Source organism: Flagellimonas pacifica (genome assembly GCF_900215465.1).
GTDB classification, from domain to species: domain Bacteria; phylum Bacteroidota; class Bacteroidia; order Flavobacteriales; family Flavobacteriaceae; genus Flagellimonas; species Flagellimonas pacifica.
The window spans coordinates 328873-347455 of the sequence record NZ_OBEH01000002.1 but is presented as its reverse complement, the minus strand read 5'-3'; the positions used below and the strand labels follow the sequence as shown (position 1 = coordinate 347455).

At 35.2% G+C, this 18583-nt stretch carries 15 protein-coding genes; 2 read left to right on the top strand and 13 right to left on the bottom strand.

All coding sequences use genetic code 11. From position 1 onward, the window contains the following. Positions 1–3 precede the first annotated feature (3 nt). The 4 genes from CRO15_RS07185 to CRO15_RS07170 are packed head-to-tail and all read right to left on the bottom strand — an operon-like array spanning position 4 to position 6265. Positions 4–2370, bottom strand: a complete 2367-nt coding sequence (locus CRO15_RS07185; RefSeq protein WP_097045130.1) for a GumC family protein — start codon at positions 2368–2370, stop codon at positions 4–6. A gap of 40 nt (positions 2371–2410) precedes the next feature. Beyond that, positions 2411–3175 (bottom strand): polysaccharide biosynthesis/export family protein, encoded by a 765-nt coding sequence (locus CRO15_RS07180; RefSeq protein ID WP_097045609.1) that lies wholly within the window; start codon positions 3173–3175, stop codon positions 2411–2413. 13 nt (positions 3176–3188) lie between these two features. After that, positions 3189–5135 carry a polysaccharide biosynthesis protein gene (locus CRO15_RS07175; RefSeq protein WP_097045129.1) on the bottom strand — a complete coding sequence of 649 codons (1947 nt, stop codon included), beginning with the start codon at positions 5133–5135 and terminating at the stop codon, positions 3189–3191. Further along, positions 5132–6265, bottom strand: a complete 1134-nt coding sequence (locus tag CRO15_RS07170) for a DegT/DnrJ/EryC1/StrS family aminotransferase (RefSeq protein WP_097045128.1) — start codon at positions 6263–6265, stop codon at positions 5132–5134. Before CRO15_RS07170 ends, CRO15_RS07175 begins: the two co-directional genes overlap by 4 nt. A 380-nt stretch (positions 6266–6645) precedes the next feature. Between CRO15_RS07170 and CRO15_RS07165 the strand changes: the two genes are divergently transcribed. Beyond that, positions 6646–7671, top strand: a complete 1026-nt coding sequence (locus tag CRO15_RS07165; protein ID WP_097045127.1) for an NAD-dependent epimerase/dehydratase family protein — start codon at positions 6646–6648, stop codon at positions 7669–7671. A 244-nt stretch (positions 7672–7915) separates the two neighbouring features. Beyond that, the gene (locus CRO15_RS07160) at positions 7916–9244 is read left to right on the top strand and encodes a UDP-glucose dehydrogenase family protein (protein WP_097045126.1); all 1329 of its coding nucleotides are present in this window, start codon (positions 7916–7918) and stop codon (positions 9242–9244) included. A gap of 142 nt (positions 9245–9386) precedes the next feature. Here the strand turns inward: CRO15_RS07160 and CRO15_RS07155 are convergent, their stop codons facing one another. From CRO15_RS07155 to CRO15_RS07115, 9 genes are read right to left on the bottom strand one after another with little or no spacing between them, the layout of a single operon-like run. Then, positions 9387–10583: a glycosyltransferase family 4 protein gene (locus tag CRO15_RS07155; protein ID WP_097045125.1), complete on the bottom strand. Its 1197-nt coding sequence runs from the start codon at positions 10581–10583 to the stop codon at positions 9387–9389. A 5-nt stretch (positions 10584–10588) separates the two neighbouring features. Further along, positions 10589–11722, bottom strand: coding sequence for a non-hydrolyzing UDP-N-acetylglucosamine 2-epimerase (gene wecB, locus CRO15_RS07150; protein ID WP_097045124.1), 1134 nt, complete (start codon positions 11720–11722; stop codon positions 10589–10591). 20 nt (positions 11723–11742) lie between these two features. Beyond that, positions 11743–12897, bottom strand: coding sequence for a polysaccharide biosynthesis C-terminal domain-containing protein (locus CRO15_RS07145; RefSeq protein ID WP_097045123.1), 1155 nt, complete (start codon positions 12895–12897; stop codon positions 11743–11745). Then, positions 12891–13319, bottom strand: a complete 429-nt coding sequence (locus CRO15_RS07140) for a cupin domain-containing protein (RefSeq protein ID WP_097045122.1) — start codon at positions 13317–13319, stop codon at positions 12891–12893. The genes CRO15_RS07145 and CRO15_RS07140 overlap by 7 nt, the downstream gene beginning before the upstream one ends. Further along, positions 13319–14323, bottom strand: coding sequence for a polysaccharide biosynthesis protein (locus CRO15_RS07135; protein ID WP_097045121.1), 1005 nt, complete (start codon positions 14321–14323; stop codon positions 13319–13321). The genes CRO15_RS07140 and CRO15_RS07135 overlap by 1 nt, the downstream gene beginning before the upstream one ends. 17 nt (positions 14324–14340) lie before the next feature. After that, positions 14341–15396 carry a glycosyltransferase family protein gene (locus CRO15_RS07130; protein WP_097045120.1) on the bottom strand — a complete coding sequence of 352 codons (1056 nt, stop codon included), beginning with the start codon at positions 15394–15396 and terminating at the stop codon, positions 14341–14343. 19 nt (positions 15397–15415) lie between these two features. Continuing rightward, positions 15416–16612: a UDP-N-acetyl-D-mannosamine dehydrogenase gene (gene wecC, locus CRO15_RS07125; RefSeq protein WP_097045608.1), complete on the bottom strand. Its 1197-nt coding sequence runs from the start codon at positions 16610–16612 to the stop codon at positions 15416–15418. 20 nt (positions 16613–16632) lie between these two features. Then, complete coding sequence (gene wecB, locus CRO15_RS07120) at positions 16633–17751, bottom strand: non-hydrolyzing UDP-N-acetylglucosamine 2-epimerase (protein WP_097045607.1); 1119 nt, start codon at positions 17749–17751, stop codon at positions 16633–16635. 6 nt (positions 17752–17757) lie between these two features. After that, positions 17758–18528, bottom strand: a complete 771-nt coding sequence (locus CRO15_RS07115; RefSeq protein WP_097045119.1) for a glycosyltransferase family 2 protein — start codon at positions 18526–18528, stop codon at positions 17758–17760. Positions 18529–18583 lie beyond the last annotated feature (55 nt).

The window sequence follows — 18583 nt, the reverse complement described above, 5'->3', positions numbered from 1 at the left end:
TCGTTAAAATTTCCACCATTTCTTCACTGTCTTTCCGTACCCATAGCCATATTGCCCTCCATAACCCAAGTTAGCATCTTTCACTCCATTAACAACAAAGGCAAGGTTTTTTAATTTTTTCTCTTTCTGAAGTTTAATAGGATACTCTAAAACTTTTTGTTCCGTAACTCCGGCCTTTGTTACATAAACCGTTTGATCGGAATGCTCATTAATCAACAAAGTATCTGTTACTGGCAAAAGAGGTGCTGAGTCAACAATAACATAATCATATGAGTTGGAGGTATGTTCTATAAGCGCTTTAAAACGCTTACTCATTAAAAGTTCTGCAGGGTTTGGCGGAATTTTCCCTGAAAAAATAATATCAACATTACAATCATTAATATGAATGGAGGTGATGATTTCCTTTACCTCCACTTTATCATCATACAAATACTCAGTTAATCCGGTTAAATCTTTTCTTCTTTTATTGATTCCATTCACATTTACACTTAAATCAGAATAAAAGTCATACAATTTTGGATTCCGAATATCTGCGCCAATCAACAACACTTTCTTTTTTGTACTTGCAAATACCATTGCCAAATTAGAAGATAGAAACGTTTTTCCCTCTCCTGGAACACTTGAAGTCACCAGAATAACTCCGCCCCTACCAGGCTTTACGTTCTTTTTCAGCATGTAATCCAAATTCGTTCTTAGTATACGAAGCGATTCGCCCAAAATAGATCGGTCCACACTGGAAATTAGTTTACTTTCCTTCTTTTTAACCTTGGGAAGCTCTGCCAATACAGGAGCTTTCCTCGAAATTGTCTTTTCCAAGTTAATTTTATTGTGCACCTTATTATCCAATAAATCTTTAGTGTAGAATATTGAAAAAGGTATCAACAACCCTAAAATAAATGAAGCTAAGTAAATTGCTTTCTTCTTAGGTGAAACTGGAAAATTGGACCCATAAGCAGAATTAATCACTTTTGACTTGGGAGATGCCGAAGCAAATGTAATTTGTGATTCTTCTCTTTTTTGTAATAAATACAGGTAGAGTGATTCCGTTGTTTGCTGCCTTCTGGTTATATCCCTTAAAGCTCTTTCATTACTAGGAGTCGCATAAATTCTAGAGTTTATTTGTGACAGTTGTTTACTTAAGCTATTCACTTGAAGATTAAGGTTATTGGTCACATTGTTAAGACTTGACTTCATACCTCTTTTCAAATCCTCTAACTGCTGGTCCAATTTTACAACAACTGGGTTTTTTTCACCAGAGCTTTCCAACAACCTATTTCTTTGAGCCACCAACTCATTATAACGCTGAGCAGTATTAGAAATACCTTGATCGGAGAGACCTACTTCGGGGATAATATCATAACCATCTTGACCGTCAATTAGTTCTTTCATTGAACCAGCTATACTTAACTCAATGTTTGCATTTTGCAGTTCTTGCTCACTGGCCGCGCTTAAATTAAAATTTACATTGGATTGAGAACCCAAATCAGCTATTCCTCTGCTCGATTTAAAATTTTCAGCTGTTTCGTCAACTGTGGATAAACTGGAATAGATTTCTGTAATACGATCATTTATGAATTTTGTTGTCCTGTCCGCAACAGCTTTTTTATCAGAAACTGCATTTGTATTGTTGATTCCTATAAGCTCGTTTATTATATCAATTGCCCTTTGCTCTATTGGGTCAGTTAAACTGATATTGATAATATTGGAAAGCTTTTTATCATTCGGCTTAATCAATGTTTTCTTTCTATACCTATCTGCCACATATTCGATTGGATTAACAACAACCTGTAACTGCTTGTTTTTATATGTTGGTAATTTCTTCTTCGGTGTTAAAATAATGTCGCCTATAGGACTTTTTATTTTATCTCCATACTCATATTTACTCTCCGCCTCATCTTCTTTCTCCTTATAGCCAAATGAAGTGTTGGAATAAATCTTAATGTAAAAATTGTGCTTAGTATTATTAATTATTGAATCGTTAGATAAAAAATTAATAGAAAATGGGATATCTTCCTTTCTATAAATTTCAGTACTCTTAATACTACCCAATATGAAAAATTGGATATTCAAATCCATCTTTTTAACAATACGGATAAAGTTATCCCTTGCTGCTAAGAGTTCCGTTTCATCTTCAATTTTTGCTTTTCCAGAAGAAAAAATGTCCAAGTCATCCAATACACTTAATTCAGACGCTTGATTAGATTCTTCAAGGATTTGAATTTTTGCAGTGGCACTATACTCAGGAACAGTATATCTTAGATACAACATAGCTGCTGAGATGCTGAGTATTGCTGATATTAGAAACCATTTCCAGTTTCTAAGACAGATATCCAATAGGGATTTTAAATCTAAGTCAGAAGTGCTTGCCATTGCAAATAGAATTTTGGGGAATCATATAGAAAAACAAAAATCAGTTCCTTGTGAGTAAGACAACCGTAGAAGTTATCAAAACGGAGATTATGGAAACGGCAATGGATGCTCTTTGATCCAAGTTCGAGGCCGTTTTTCCAGATTGATTCGGTTCTACATAGACAACATCATTCTGGGTAAGATAATACACCGGTGATTTAAGGGCATCTTTCTGGTTTAAGTTAATCCTATTGTAAACTTTGGTACCATCAAAATCCCTAATTACCATGACATTGTCACGCCTACCTTTTATGTTAATATCACCCGCCAACCCCAACGCTTCCATTATTGTAATCTTTTCACCATTTACTTCATAAGTGCCAGGTCTATTAACGGAACCTAATACTGTTACGGTAAAATTCCTTATTCTAATGTTTATAATAGGATTTTTAAGATAATCTGAAAGTTCATCTCGCAAAAGTTGCTGAGTTTCTGATGGTGACAATCCAACTATCTTCACCTTTCCAATTACTGGGAAATCTATCTCTCCATTTTTATCAACCAAATAGTTTACCTGCTCTGGTCTTATACCTCCTTCTTCCGCCCCTCGAAACAGATTAAATGGCGCACTTGCCTCTGGGTCTAAAGTAGAAACATTTATACTGACTAAATCGTCTACCTTAAATTTAGTGGTAAAAGCATTATCATCAATAAGGGTTTCAAATTGATTTGCATCTTGAAAGTATACCACTCCTTTTTTTGGTCCACATGAAAAAATCATTAGTGCTAATAAGGACAAACACACTAATTTAAATTTTGAGCTCATAAAATATTTGTGTTTAGCTGTTGAGTTGCGCAATTTGTGATTTGGCAGCTTTTGTTGTTTCTGATTGTTCATTGTTGGCATCCAATTTACAAAAATCGGAATTGTTTGAGATATATTCTGGAACAATACTTTTCATTAACTGAACAACATTATCCTTAAAGAACAGGTTAGATATACAAAGTTCATCGATTTTTGTTCGTGTCTTGGTATAATTTATGTTCCTGACCTTACTAATCATTATCTTATCATGATAGGTAGGAAGGGTGTTTTCTCCGTTTGCCAACAATTCTTCATATAGTTTTTCTCCTGGCCGAAGACCAGTAATTTTTATATCTATATCATCTGGATAATGAAGACCTGATAATCTTATCATGTTTTTGGCCAAATCCAAGATTTTGACAGATTCGCCCATGTCAAATATGAAAATCTCACCTCCTTTGCCCATTGCCCCAGCTTCCAATACCAATTGAGATGCTTCAGGAATTGTCATAAAATACCTAGTAATATCTTTATGGGTCACTGTAAGCGGTCCTCCTTTTTCAATTTGTTTTCTAAATAATGGTATTACAGAACCATTTGACCCCAAAACATTCCCAAATCTAGTAGTGATAAATTTAGTCCTACCTTCTTGCTGTCTACAGCTAATATACATTTCGGCTATTCGCTTTGTTGCTCCCATAATATTAGTAGGGTTCACAGCTTTATCAGTAGAAACAAAAACAAATTTTTCCACATCATAGTCAACTGCTAAATCAACCAACGTTTTAGTACCTGCAACATTTATTTTTACCGCCTCATATGGATTGCATTCCATTAACGGCACATGTTTATATGCTGCTGCATGAAAAATTCGGTCAGGTCTATATTCCTCGAAAAGAACCCTCATTTTATTTTTGTCCCGAATATCACCTACTATAGGAATAAAATTAAAGAATCCTGCTTGCTTTAACTCTTGTTGAAGATCGTACAATGCGGATTCCGCTTGATCAATAACCACAAGGGTTCCATAATTATACTTACAAATCTGTCTTACCAACTCACTTCCAATAGATCCAGCTCCACCAGTAACCATAATTACCTTATCCTCAAAATCTTTTACGACTTTACTGTTTTTTATTTTAATGGGCTGTCTATCTAACAAATCCTCTATCTGTACCTGTTTTATTTGAGAAACTTTAAGTTCACCATTTATCCAATCTTCCACTGGAGGTACAATCTTCACCTTAACAGGAAGATCTACAATCTCATTTACCAAAACCCTCAACTGTTTTGGTCGAATGTTCTGAATAGAAAAAATTACTTCTGAAATATTGTGAAATCTGACAAAATCTTTTGTTAGAATAGATTTGTCATATACTTTGACTCCGTTAATCTGTTTACCAACCTTTAATAGATTATTGTCTACAAAACCAACAACCTTTACCTTCATTTTAGAATGATTCGTCAGTGTATTATAGGTAATAATCCCTGACTCTCCTGCCCCATAAACAATCAGGTTTTTGGTTGGAGACCCTTTGCTTACCAGTAAGCTCTCATAACAAATTTTAAAAACATATCTGGCAGCTGTAAGAGCTATAAAAGTAAGTAAACTATTGATTATGATAATGGACAATGGTATAGTGAATCCTTCAACAATATCTAAATACCGATTGGTCAAAATAATGGTGATAATTGCTATACTGGCCAAACAAATAGCATTGAAAATGGCATAAACATCTTTTATTCCTGTATGCCTTACCACACCCTTATAACTGCCCGAAATCAAAAAAGAAATTAAAAACAGGGAGATAACAATGGGTAATTGGGTCCACAATCTTTGTACATCAAAATTAAAACTAAGGTTGAACCTTATAAAATAAGCCAAGATAAATGATACTCCGACGATACATAAATCGATGAATAGTACTGTCCACTTGGAAGCATAATGCTTACTGTTATCAAAAATGTACTTTTTTATCATCTAAGTAGGTTTTTTATGATATCACATATTCTGATTAAATCTTCTTGATCCATATTTGAGCCACTTGGCAAGCATAAACCTCTTCTAAAAAGATTTTCACTTACTCCATTGGTATATGATTTATCATCTTTAAAAACAGGCTGTAAGTGCATTGGTTTCCAAAGAGGTCTAGATTCAATATTTTCATGGTCCAAAGCGGTTCTAATTCTTTCACGCATTTCAAAAGAAGAAGTTAACACACAGGTAAGCCACCTATTGGAATAACTCCCTGTGGGTTCTTCAAGAAATTCTATTCCAGAAATCCCAGATAAATTTTCCTTATAAAACAAATAATTATTTCTTCTTGCACTAACTCTTTCTGGTAAAACCTCCATTTGGCCTCTACCAATACCGGCAAGAACATTACTCATTCTATAATTGTACCCAATATTGGAATGTTGATAATGTGGTTCATTATCTCTTGCCTGTGTGGCCAAAAAAACCGCTCTATCTCTAATCTCTTTATCTTTGCTCAATAGGGCTCCTCCTCCAGAAGTAGTTATAATCTTATTCCCATTGAAAGATAGTATAGCTATATCTCCAAAGCTTCCACACTTAGTTTCTTTGTAAAGACTTCCTAGTGCCTCAGCACTGTCTTCAATTACCGGAATATCATACTTTTTAGAAATCTGTAAAACTTCATCTATCTTATAGGGCATTCCATATAAATGCACCGCAATAATTGCCTTAGGTTTTTTTCCTAGACTCATTCTATCTATTATTGCCTCTTCTAGAAGTTCTGGACATATATTCCAAGTATCTAACTCACTATCAATGAATATCGGTTTTGCACCTAGATAAGTAATAGGATTTGCTGATGCGGCAAACGTGAAACTCTGACAAAGTACCTCATCTTCCAAACCAACTCCAAGAAGTTCCAAAGCTAAATGTATTGCTCCTGTCCCAGAGCTCAAACATGCAACTTGGACATTACTTCCTATATAATCTTCAATGTCCTTTTCAAAACCGCTTACATTAGGCCCCAATGGAGCAATCCAATTAGTTCTAAAAGCTTCTTCTACATAGCCTTGCTCTGTATCTCCCATGTGTGGGGAGGAAAGCCAAATCTTTTTTTGTGTCGTGGTTTCCATTTAGGGTTGTTGGAAATTTATACTAAAGTACTTTTTACTGGATGATTCAGCGAAAATCAATTTGACTATTCGTCCTACGTTTCAAATACTCGATAAATTGATAAATAAACCGATTAATGTTCTTTGTTTTTTCATCTTTTAATAATTTGAAAAATAACATGACTATTGATAAAATGAACTGGAAAATGTAATTAAAATTTCAAAAGTTTTGCACAATTGGTCTAGAAGTAGTTACAGTATGTCAATCCTTCCAAAAATGGCTATCAAACCAACAAAATTCTCTCAATCTTTGTGCCTATACCATGAATTGTAAATTTTATTTTACAATTCTAATTTATCATCTTTGTAAAATTAATAACTGGTTATTTAAGCGAAAGCAAATGAACATATTAGTCACTGGTGCTGCCGGCTTTATAGGTTACCATTTATCAAAAAAACTTTTGGATAATGGGCACAATGTTATTGGTTTGGACAATATAAATGACTATTATGATGTTAACCTCAAATTTGCAAGATTAGAGCAGCTAGGAATCCAAAGAAATATCGTAAAGACCTTTGGGAATATAGCCTTAAGCGATATATATCCCTCTTTTAAATTCATCAGATTAACCCTAGAAAACAAAGAAGAGTTAAATGCACTTTTTGAAAAAGAACAAATAACAATTGTCTGTAATCTTGCGGCCCAAGCCGGGGTTCGGTATAGTTTAGAAAACCCTGAAACCTATATCAATAGTAATATTGTTGGATTTTTAAACATACTTGAATGTTGTAGGAACCATAGTGTTAAACATTTGGTTTATGCCAGTAGTTCTAGCGTCTATGGGCTCAACAAAGAAACTCCTTTTAAAGTTTGTCATACAGTAGATAGCCCAATTAGCCTCTATGCGGCGTCAAAGAAAAGTAATGAATTAATGGCTCATACTTACAGCCATTTGTTTGGTTTTAGAACCACTGGGCTTCGTTTTTTCACGGTTTACGGTCCATGGGGTCGTCCAGATATGGCAATGTTTTTATTCACAAAAGCCATTCTTAATAAGAATTCAATATCGGTCTTTAACAATGGAGATTTGGAAAGAGATTTTACTTACGTTGATGATATTATTAATGGTATAGTACCTATTCTGGAAGATAAGTACACTTCTTCTTATAATCCCGAACAGCTTTACAATTTGTATAACATAGGGAATAGCAAGTCTGTAAAACTGTTAAGTTTTATTGAAGAAATAGAAAAAACCATTGGCATCAAGGCCACAAAGGTGATGAAACCTATGCAGCCTGGAGACGTAAAGGCAACTTGGGCAGATGTTAGCGATTTGGAAAGAGATTATAATTACCGTCCAAATACTCCTATTAAAATAGGTATTAAACAATTTGTTGATTGGTATCGAGCATACTATAACATTTAGTTTGTTCTAAACCCATGTACACATGCATTTCTTTCAATCCAAACAAAGTATTTTCGATACCAAAAGTACATTTCATCCGTTTTATCAAAAGTTTGTCTAAAACCATTTATTGATTGACCAGTTTGTTGGATATTTGCACAGAAAAATTGATTGATTACAAATCAATTTTTAAATAAATACGTCTTAGCTTAAAAAACTAAAAGACAATTGGCAACATTGAATATAGTAGCAAGTAATTCATAGTATGAAAATAACAATAGTAGGAACTGGATATGTAGGTTTGGTCACGGGAACATGTTTTGCCGAAATGGGCAATACGGTTACTTGTGTGGATATTGATGAACAAAAGATTGAAAATCTAAAAAAAGGTATTATACCAATATACGAACCAGGACTTGAAGCCATGGTAAAGCGTAACGTGGTAAATAAAACTTTGCTTTTTCATACCAAATTGAAAGATTGTTTAGATAATTGTGATATGGCCTTCATAGCGGTTGGCACACCCATGGGTGAAGATGGTTCGGCTGATTTGCAATATGTGCTTCAAGTTGCTACTGAAATTGGAAAACACATGACCACTCCGCTTATTGTGGTAGACAAATCCACCGTTCCGGTTGGGACAGCTGACAAAGTTAAGAGTGTTATAGATCAAGAGCTGAAAAGCAGAGGGCAAAAAATTGAATTTCATGTAGTATCCAATCCAGAATTCTTAAAAGAAGGCGACGCATTAAGTGATTTTATGAAACCAGACCGGGTAGTTGTCGGCACTGATAACAAAGAGACTGCGGAGGCAATGCGTAGATTATATGCTCCATTTTTTAGAAGTAGTATGGATAGAATGTTGGTAATGGATGTAAGATCAGCAGAAATGACCAAGTATGTTGCCAATGCTATGTTGGCCACTAAAATATCCTTTATGAATGAGGTTTCAAACATATGTGAATTAGTAGGTGCTGATGTAAATAAAGTTCGTATTGGAATAGGTTCTGACAGCCGAATAGGATATAGCTTCATCTATCCAGGAAGTGGGTATGGGGGTTCTTGTTTCCCCAAAGATGTTAAAGCTCTTAAGAAAACAGCCGAGCAGGAGGGATATGATGCACAACTTTTAAATGCTGTTGAAGATGTTAATGACCGCCAAAAATATGTTATTGCTAACAAGGTAATTAGTCATTACGGAAAAGATTTGTCAGATAAAACTTTTGCAGTTTGGGGATTGTCCTTTAAACCTGGAACGGATGATATGCGAGAAGCTCCCTCTATTTACATTATAAAAAAACTTAGCGCATTGGGTGCAAAAATTCAGACTTATGACCCTAAAGCTATTCATGAGGCTCAAACATATTATTTAAAAGATGTAAAGGGCGTCTCATATTGCAAGACTAAATATGAAGCACTTCAAAACGCTGACGCTTTATTGCTTTTGACCGAATGGAAAGAATTCCGATCGCCAGATTTCATGGAAATCAAGAATAGCCTAAAGGAACCTATAGTTTTCGATGGACGTAACCAATTTGATAGTGATAGACTCCAAGAACTAGGGTTTACCTATTATCAAATAGGTAAAAAATAATATCATTTTAAACTGCTATTCTACCAAATCACAAATTTCGTAGTGTATTTGTGCCATATTTTTTCTATGTAGAGGAATTTCGGACGTTGTTTGGGTTCATAGTGTGTTCTCATGACCAACAACATTTTTAAAGTGAACGTGCTTAGCCTATTTTACTGATGATAGTCTTATGTGCAATTTCTGGTGTCAAGCATGACTTCATATAAACATACCCATTTTCACCCATTTTATCTCTTTCTACTTTGTTATTGTAGAACCATAAAAGCTTACTTTTTAAATCATCTATATTACCAGCCTCAGCCCATAGTCCCGATTTAGTTTCCTCCAACATTTGACCAAAATCAGTGTGAAGGTCCAATGAGGCCAGTACAGGTTTTTTAAGACCAAAATAGGTTAGCACTTTTGAAGGGAAGTTAGGTATTGTAAACTCCTCACTCAGTGATATAAGCCCAATATCAGCCGCTGCCAACACTTGAATGTATTCTTTCTTAGGAAGACGGTCAATCAATTTTATATTGGTCAAATCAAATTTAGAAATCAATCTTTTAATAGTGCCTTGCTCTGTACCACTGCCTAGAATCAAAATAAGGATATCTTTATAAGATTCACAGCTTTTGGCCAAGTTTACAATATTCTCCATCTTTTGTGGCCTCCCAAGATTCCCTCCGAAAATGGCTACAAATTTATCTTTGATTTCAAATTTATCGCTTATATCAGATATCTCCTTTTGCGATATTGGAGCGGGTAATTTCTCCCAATTGGGCAATAAATGTAATTTTTTAGGATTTACCTCAGGATTATGTTGCTTAACATATGAAACATTTGCATTGGACATGCAACCTATTGCATCTGATACATTGTATAATTTGAGTTCTTTTTTTCTAAAGTACCTATGCAATAATCCATTTTCACCTATCATATTTAAATCAACAGCGTTCTGAGGGAATATATCCCTGAGGATAAGGTATATTTTTCCCGAACTTTTTTTCTTTAGCCAGGATGCAATGGTAATTAGCGTTATTGGCGGAGTAGGCAATATTATTAAGTCATAGTCAAAATTATTGCTGTATTTCCTAATTGCCCTTTTATACTGAAAAGGAAGGAGCAAGTTGGCTATACCTTTTTTGATTGCCCCTACTTTAAACAAGGGCAAAGTTGGTACTCTTAGCACTTTAACATTCCCTTCTACCCTACATCCATAATCATTTTTTTGAAAAGCAGGCGCCACAACTAAAACTTCGTGTCCCTTTTGGGCAAACTCCTGCATTAAATCAGTGTACAAAATGGTAGATCGATCTACATGTGGATAACCCAATGCCAAAAAAATCACTTTCTTCATAAAATCTACTTTGACCAGACTACTCGATTTACATAATCAACATACGAGAGTATGATTCTGACAACTTTTTCACTTACATTGGGCATTGAATAATCAGAAACTTCTCTGAAATTTCTTTCAGGGTTTCGTTTTTGTACTTCCAGCGCCTTCAGGCCTTGCATAATTCTTTCAGGATTAAGGCCGACCATCATAACAGAAGCCTCTTCCATTGCTTCTGGGCGTTCATGTGCTTCCCTGATATTCAAAGCTCTAAAATTTAAAATAGATGACTCTTCCGAAATTGTTCCACTATCTGATAATACAGCAAAAGAATTTAACTGAAGTGCATTGTAATCGGAAAAACCCAATGGTTTTAAAAATTGAATATTCTTATGAGTCTCAACTTCTTTAGCATCCAACATATTACGTGTACGTGGATGAGTAGAGACTATAACGGGAAAACCATATGTTTCTGCAATACGATTAAGCGATTCTATCAATCCATCAAAATTCTTTGGGTTGCTAATATTCTCTTCTCTATGAGAAGAAACCACAAAGTATTTATCCTTTTTCAGCCCCAATTCTTGCAAAACATTGGAAGCTTCTATTTTACCTTTAAACTGATTCAACACCTCATACATCGGGCTTCCAGTTTTAATTACCCTATCCGGCGATAATCCTTCACGTAATAGGTACTCTCTAGCTATATCACTATAGGTAAGGTTAATGTCTGCAACATGATCAACAATTTTTCTATTGGTTTCTTCTGGTACCCGCTGATCAAAACATCTGTTACCAGCTTCCATATGAAAAACAGGTATTTTTCTTTTTTTTGCAGGTATTGCGCAAAGACAAGAATTGGTATCGCCCAACACTAAAAAGGCATCTGGTGAAATTTTCTCAAGAAGTGGATCAATTTTGATTAAAATATTCCCAACAGTCTCTGTTGCATTTTTACCAGCGGCATTTAAAAAATAATCAGGTTTGCGGATACCAAAATCCTCAAAAAATATCTCATTAAGTTCATAATCATAATTTTGCCCTGTATGAACCAAGGTATGATCAATGGCCTCATTGGCGTCTAATGCATTCAAGACACATGCCAGACGAATAATCTCGGGCCGTGTACCAACAACAGTTAAAACTTTAAGCTTTTTCAATGGTAATGTTTTAGGGTTAGTTACTCTACATTTTCAAAATAGGTGTCCGCATCTTCGGGATTATATGGCTCATTGATCCAAAATAATGTTATCAATTCTTCGTCACCAATATTGGTGATGTTATGAGTATACCATATGGGCATATCAACATATGCTGGTTCCTTCCCATCCAAATAATAATTGATTACATTCTCTGTTCCTATCTTTCTTAACTGAATCCGCGCTTTTCCTTTAATAACAGCAAAACGCTCCGCTTTCCTTGTGTGAAAATGATTTCCTCTGGTAATGCCAGGTACTGTGGTGGAATATGAGAATTGCCCTGAAGTTTCAGTTCTGGAAATTTCCACAAAACTCCCTCTTGGATCCGTATGTTCCGTATATTTTACTGGGTAATGATCTTCGGATATATAACATCTAAAAGTATTGAACAGTGATTTTTGAAAATAGTCGTCCAAATTTGGGAAAATCCCATTTTGCAAATAATCACTTTTGTATTTATTGAGTAATTCAAGAATTCGTGAGACTTTGACAAAATGATTTGGAGCAATGTCCACACCAAAGCTATTCTCTCCAAGTTCAGCTACTTCCTGCTCCCCAAAAATGGTGTCAATAAAAACCTTGATTAAATCATTAATGTAAATAAGGCCCACTTCTCCATCATTAATGATAGTCGGGGTTTCGCCATTAGCTACCTTATAACAGAACGTGGCAACAACAGAATTATAATCTGGTCTTCCAAAGGGTCCAAAAACATTGGGAATAGTAAGCGAAGTAAATTTTCCCTCGGATTTGCCAGCCCAGGCCATAAATTTTTCCTTGCCCTCTTTTTTAGATGCTCCATAAAGGTTATCCCGAGATTCTTGCGAAGAAGAGGAAAAAATGATGTGAGGTGAAACAGTGGCATTTTCACAAGCTTTTATCAACTCATCAACCAGCTTTATGTTGGTTTTATAAATTACATTTTGATCTTCATGCCTGTTCAGCGCTGCCAAATGAACCACAGTATCACAGTTTGATACAAATTGAGAGAGCGCTTCCATATCTTCAAAAAAAGAACGTTCAAATGGAATTAACTCAACATCCTCACGCAAAGATAACGTGGTATGAAGATGACTACCAACAAAACCTGCTTGACCCGTTATTCCAATTTTATGTTTTTCTGTTTTATTTACCATACGGCTGACCATTTTTCTTTAGGGAATCTAAAATCATCGTTACTAGAATCTTTTAATCCAAAATTTGAAAACACCAGTAATCTAGAATTTGACGTACTTGCCTTAATACCAGTTGCAAATCCGTTGTGTACAGCCAAAATTTCAGGAGACTTGGAGTCTAATTCAATTCTACAGGGTATCAAATGCTCTGAAGGATTACTGAAGTCATCTATTTCTACAATATTGATTACAAAGGAACCTGATAAACAATAGAACCATTTTTTTTCAAGTTTATGCCCTTGCCACCCTCTAATAATCTGTGTGCCTTTTTGTTCAATTTCATAAAATCGAACAATTTCAGTCATGTCAAAGGAGTTAACAAAACGTAATATTCCTCTGTCGTCTTCAAATGCATCTCCTTTTAGTATACTATTCTCAGGCATTAAAGGCTCTCTTTTATGAAATTAAGTCCTAAAAGTGTGTTTTCAAGCTCTTCGTTGTTTAAGTGCTTTGTATTATGTGAATGGTAATCTTCAATTGCACTTATATCTTTTTCTCCTTCGGAAAAATACCTGCTATAATTCAAATCTCGATTATCAGCAGGAATCCTGTAAAAATCTCCCATATCCATAGCTTTTTGCATTTCCTCCCTCGTACATAAGGTCTCGTACAATTTTTCGCCATGACGGGTTCCGATTACCTTTATCTCGTTTTTTGCCTTAAATATTCGCTTTATTGCCTCAGCCAAATCTCCAATAGTGCTGGCTGGTGCCTTATTGACAAAAAGATCACCTTGATTTCCATGCTCAAATGCGAATAACACCAAATCCACAGCATCTTCCAAAGACATCAGGAACCTAGTCATTTTTGGATCTGTTATAGTTAAAGGGTTTCCTTCTTTGATCTGGTTAACAAATAGTGGAATAACAGACCCTCTTGAAGCCATTACATTTCCGTATCTGGTGAGACAGACAGTTGTAGAATCCTCAGGGATATTTCTTGAAGCTGCAACGGCTACTTTTTCCATTAATGCCTTACTAATTCCCATTGCATTGATTGGATAAGCGGCTTTATCAGTGCTTAAACAAATAATTTTCTTTACCCTATTTGCGGCAGCAGCATCGATAGTATTTTGAGTGCCAAAAACATTGGTTTTTGCAGCTTCAATTGGAAAAAACTCGCAAGAAGGAACCTGTTTCAATGCTGCAGCGTGAAAAACGTAATCAACACCATGCATTGCCCTATCTATACTATTGTAATCCCTAACATCCCCAATGTAAAACTTAATTTTTGGGTTCTTTAATCGATTACGCATATCATCTTGCTTTTTTTCATCACGGCTGAATATGCGAATCTCACGTATATCTGTGGTTAAAAAACGATCCAAGACCGCATTTCCAAAAGATCCGGTCCCCCCTGTAATTAGTAGTGTTTTTCCTTTGAACATTCTGTTATATTTTATTACTAGGTTATAAAGTGACTTTTGTCTATTGTTTTTATTTCTTGATGGTATTCTATTAATTCTTCTATAGAAATATGATTCAGAAAGTTAGAAATTGATTTATAATCTGTATCAATGGTCCATCCCATTTTGTTTTGTAAAACCCTTTGTCCAACATAAGTATTTGTTGCACAAACAATAGGTATATTAAAGAACCCCGATTCATAAAATTTATTGGGCATTGCAACTTTTTCATTTTCTAACAAATTATCATATACCACAAAATTCAAATTGTTATCACTGTAAATTCGTTCCAAATGATCAGGATTTTTGAAAGGTCCATGGTAAAAGATATTTGTGTTTGACATGGTCGCCTTGTCAATTTTTTTTATTAATTCACCATGTGTAGCTCCGTAAAAATTCAAAATCAAGTTTTTATTTTCACTTACTGTAAGAAGTAAATTTTCGATGATTTTCGGGTATCGAAAAGCTCCTATATAGGCTATTCTTACTTTATCACTTTTTACTTTCTCAATTGGCTTAACCTTACCATATGTTTCAAGTTTATTCTCCTCAATTAGAACTTTGTCTTCTTTTACCTTATCATAATATCCTTTATAAAAACTCCTCGTTGTAAAAACAACTTTCCTAGATTTTCGAGCAAGTAAATTGTCGACATAGCGTAAAATATTTCTTTTGGTTTTTCCATGATAAAGCCAAACTATATCACTAATCTCGTAGTCAATTTGGGAATTAAAAAGGAAAGAGCTAAAAATCCTTAAATCAAGTCCAAAAACGTAAACGTTCTTCTTACTAAAACCATGCTTTTTGTAAATTATAATTAATAATTTCAAATACGTAAAAATGCGTTCAAGGTACTTTCCGTTTTTTAATTGGCCGGCAATTTTAATGGTAACTTGTTGGTTGCCGCCAATCACTTCATGATTTTCAATGGAATGTACATTTCTAGTAAACCCATAAACATAAATACTTTTGTATTCCTTTGTTTTTTGACTTATTCGCTTTACTATCCTAGGTTGTTCCAACGATTGGGCCAAAACAATCAATGTACTTTTCATCCATTAAAGATTTTACAGCCTAATTTTTCTCCAGCACTCCACAAAAATCAATGATCATTTTGTTTTTATCTCTTGGTAGGTCCTTAAATTCATTATGCGCCACCAAATACACAATTATATCTGCTTTTTCATATGCAGTTTTATAATCTGTTAGTTTAAAAACATTATGCGAATCAATATTTGGTTCTACAATGAAATACTCTTCGTTATTGGCATTTTGCAACACTTTCTGTACAATATACTTGGCAGGTGATTCACGCAGATCATCAATATTAGGCTTAAATGCAAGCCCCATTAAGGCTACTTTAGGTTTGTAGCCGTGTTTCAATTCAAAATTTAGCTTTTCTGTTTGTACTTTTTCCGCGCACCAGAAGGATTTATAGTTGTTGATTTCCCTTGCCGTACCTATAATTTTTGATTCCATTGGATAGTCAGATACAATAAAATAGGGATCAACAGCTATACAATGACCACCAACTCCACATCCTGGTTGTAGAATGTTAACCCTTGGGTGCTTATTCGCCAACTTAATCAATTCCCATACATTCACGCCTGCTTTATCGCAAATCAGAGAAAGTTCATTGGCAAAAGCTATTTGCACATCACGAGATGAGTTCTCTACCAATTTGCACATTTCAGCAGTCTTAGCATTGGTATGGTGTAATTCCCCAACAACGTAATTAGAATAAAAATCAACTGCTTTAGTAGTAGATTCTTGATCTATACCTCCAATTACCCTATCATTATGCACCAACTCATGCATCACATTTCCTGGAAGGACTCTTTCAGGACAATAAGCCATGTATATTTTTCCCTCAAGTTCTGGTCTTGATCCAAAAATGAGATTTCTCATCTTTTCAGTAGTTCCAATTGGAGATGTAGATTCTATAATATATAAATCGCCTTCTTTTAAAAGAGGTAAAATGGCCTTGGTTGCAGCTTCAACATATGAAATATCCGGTTCATTTTTCTCTTTAAAAGGAGTTGGCACAACAATGAGGTAAGCCTCAGCTTCTTGGGGTTCAAGACTAGCATGTAAAAATCCCTCTTGAACCGCCATGGAAACAGCTTCTTCCAAATCTGGCTCTACAATATGCACTTTACCTTGATTGATGGTATCCACTACACTTGGATTTACATCGACACCATTAACAATAGTTTTTTTACCTGCAATCAATGCTGCTGTGGGCAAGCCAATATAGCCCAAGCCCATCATGGTTACTTTCTTTTGTTTCACTATAATTGTTTTTTCATAAATTCTACAATTCTTTCGCAGGCCTTTCCATCACCATATGGGTTATGCAACTTGCTCATAGTTTTATACCTTTCATCATCTTTCAGTAATTTGACTGTTTCTGATACAATTTTATTCTTGTCGGTTCCTACTAAGATTACAGTCCCGGCTTCTACAGCTTCCGGCCTCTCGGTTGTATCCCGCATAACCAAAACTGGTTTGCCCAAACTTGGAGCTTCTTCTTGCACTCCGCCACTATCTGTAATTACAAGATGGCTTTCATTCATTAGCCATACAAACTCTGGATAAGCCAACGGATCAATCAGTTTAATATTTTCCATATCTCCCAGTAATTCGTATACAGGCTTCTGTACCTTTGGGTTTAGGTGAACGGGGTATACAATCTCAACATCATTAAACTTTTCTGCAATTTCCTTTAAAGCTTGACAGATATCAATAAAACCTTGTCCATGGTTTTCCCGTCTATGTCCTGTAACCAGGATAATTTTTTTATCAATGGAGATTTTTCCCTTTAGTTCATTTAATTGAAGTGAATCCATTGTTTTAACACGCCCTACACTTTCATGCAAAGCATCAATCACAGTATTGCCCGTAGTGGTAATGGACTTCTCTTCAACTCCTTCATTCTTTAGGTTTTCATAAGATGTCTGTGTTGGAGCAAAGTGATAGTCTGCAACATGTCCTGTTATTCTTCTGTTTACTTCCTCAGGAAAGGGAGCCCACTTATTAAAAGTACGTAAACCGGCTTCTACATGACATACCTTTGCTCCAGAATAAAACGAAGCTATACTGGTAGCCATAGTTGTGGTTGTGTCTCCATGAACGTACACGAAATCAGGTTTAAACGTCTCAAGAACAGACTGTAAACTTGTTATAATAGAAGCTGTTAAACCATACAAATTCTGACCAGGCTTCATTAAGTCAAGATCATAGTCCGGGGTAATTTCAAAAAACTCCAATACTTGGTCCAACATTTCCCTGTGCTGTGCTGTAACACAGACTTTGGTTTCAAATTGTTCCGACTTCTGAAAAGCTTTAACAAGCGGAGCCATTTTTATAGCTTCCGGTCTTGTTCCAAAAACAATTAGGTTTTTTTTCAACATATGTTAGTTCTTTCTATTTTTATACAATAAATTATAGTACACTTTTGGAAAAAGCACTTTAAGATAACCTGTCATGACAACTAGTGGAAACCGAACAGGGAAATGCTTTTTCATATAATATGACTGTGATGTAAAGTCAAAACCAATAGGGCTTTTTAGCATTTTAAATCTCTCTTTTAAAGGAAGTTTGAAAAATCTTAAATAAGGATCATTATGATCGTTGATACATTGTCCAACTATGCCAGGCATTATCAAAACCGGCAATTTCTTTTTACCAGCCATTAAACTGTAATCATAATCCGCCATTCCATGAACATAACCTTCAGAGAGTATTCCAATGGTATCAACAACATTTCTGCTCACCCACATGATATTGGCATTACCCAAATGACAAGATATTGGCTTGGCTTGGGGTTCGAGTCTTTTCATTGTAGCTAAAAAACGATTGACAAATACCGAGCCTCCATAAGTAATCTTTTTAGTCTCCGCATCTACCGTGGTCCCGATATAAACTCCACCTTTCCCATAATTTGAAATACAAAATTCATCGGTCTTTTCTATAGCATCAAATAAATCCATACTAACATTAGTGTCATCATTCAATAAAAAATAAGCGTCATAATTTCCCTTTAATGCTTCATTCCAGGAATTGCGCATACCTCCAGCCCAATACAACTCACCGCTACCTTTTAATATGTTGACTTCGGGGAAATTGGTTTTCACCGCTTGGGAAGTCCCATCAGTAGAACCATCGTCCGTTAGGTAAATGGACATTTGCCAATTTCGAGTTGATTTCCCAAATGCTTTCCTCAAGGCGGTTAAAGCGTCG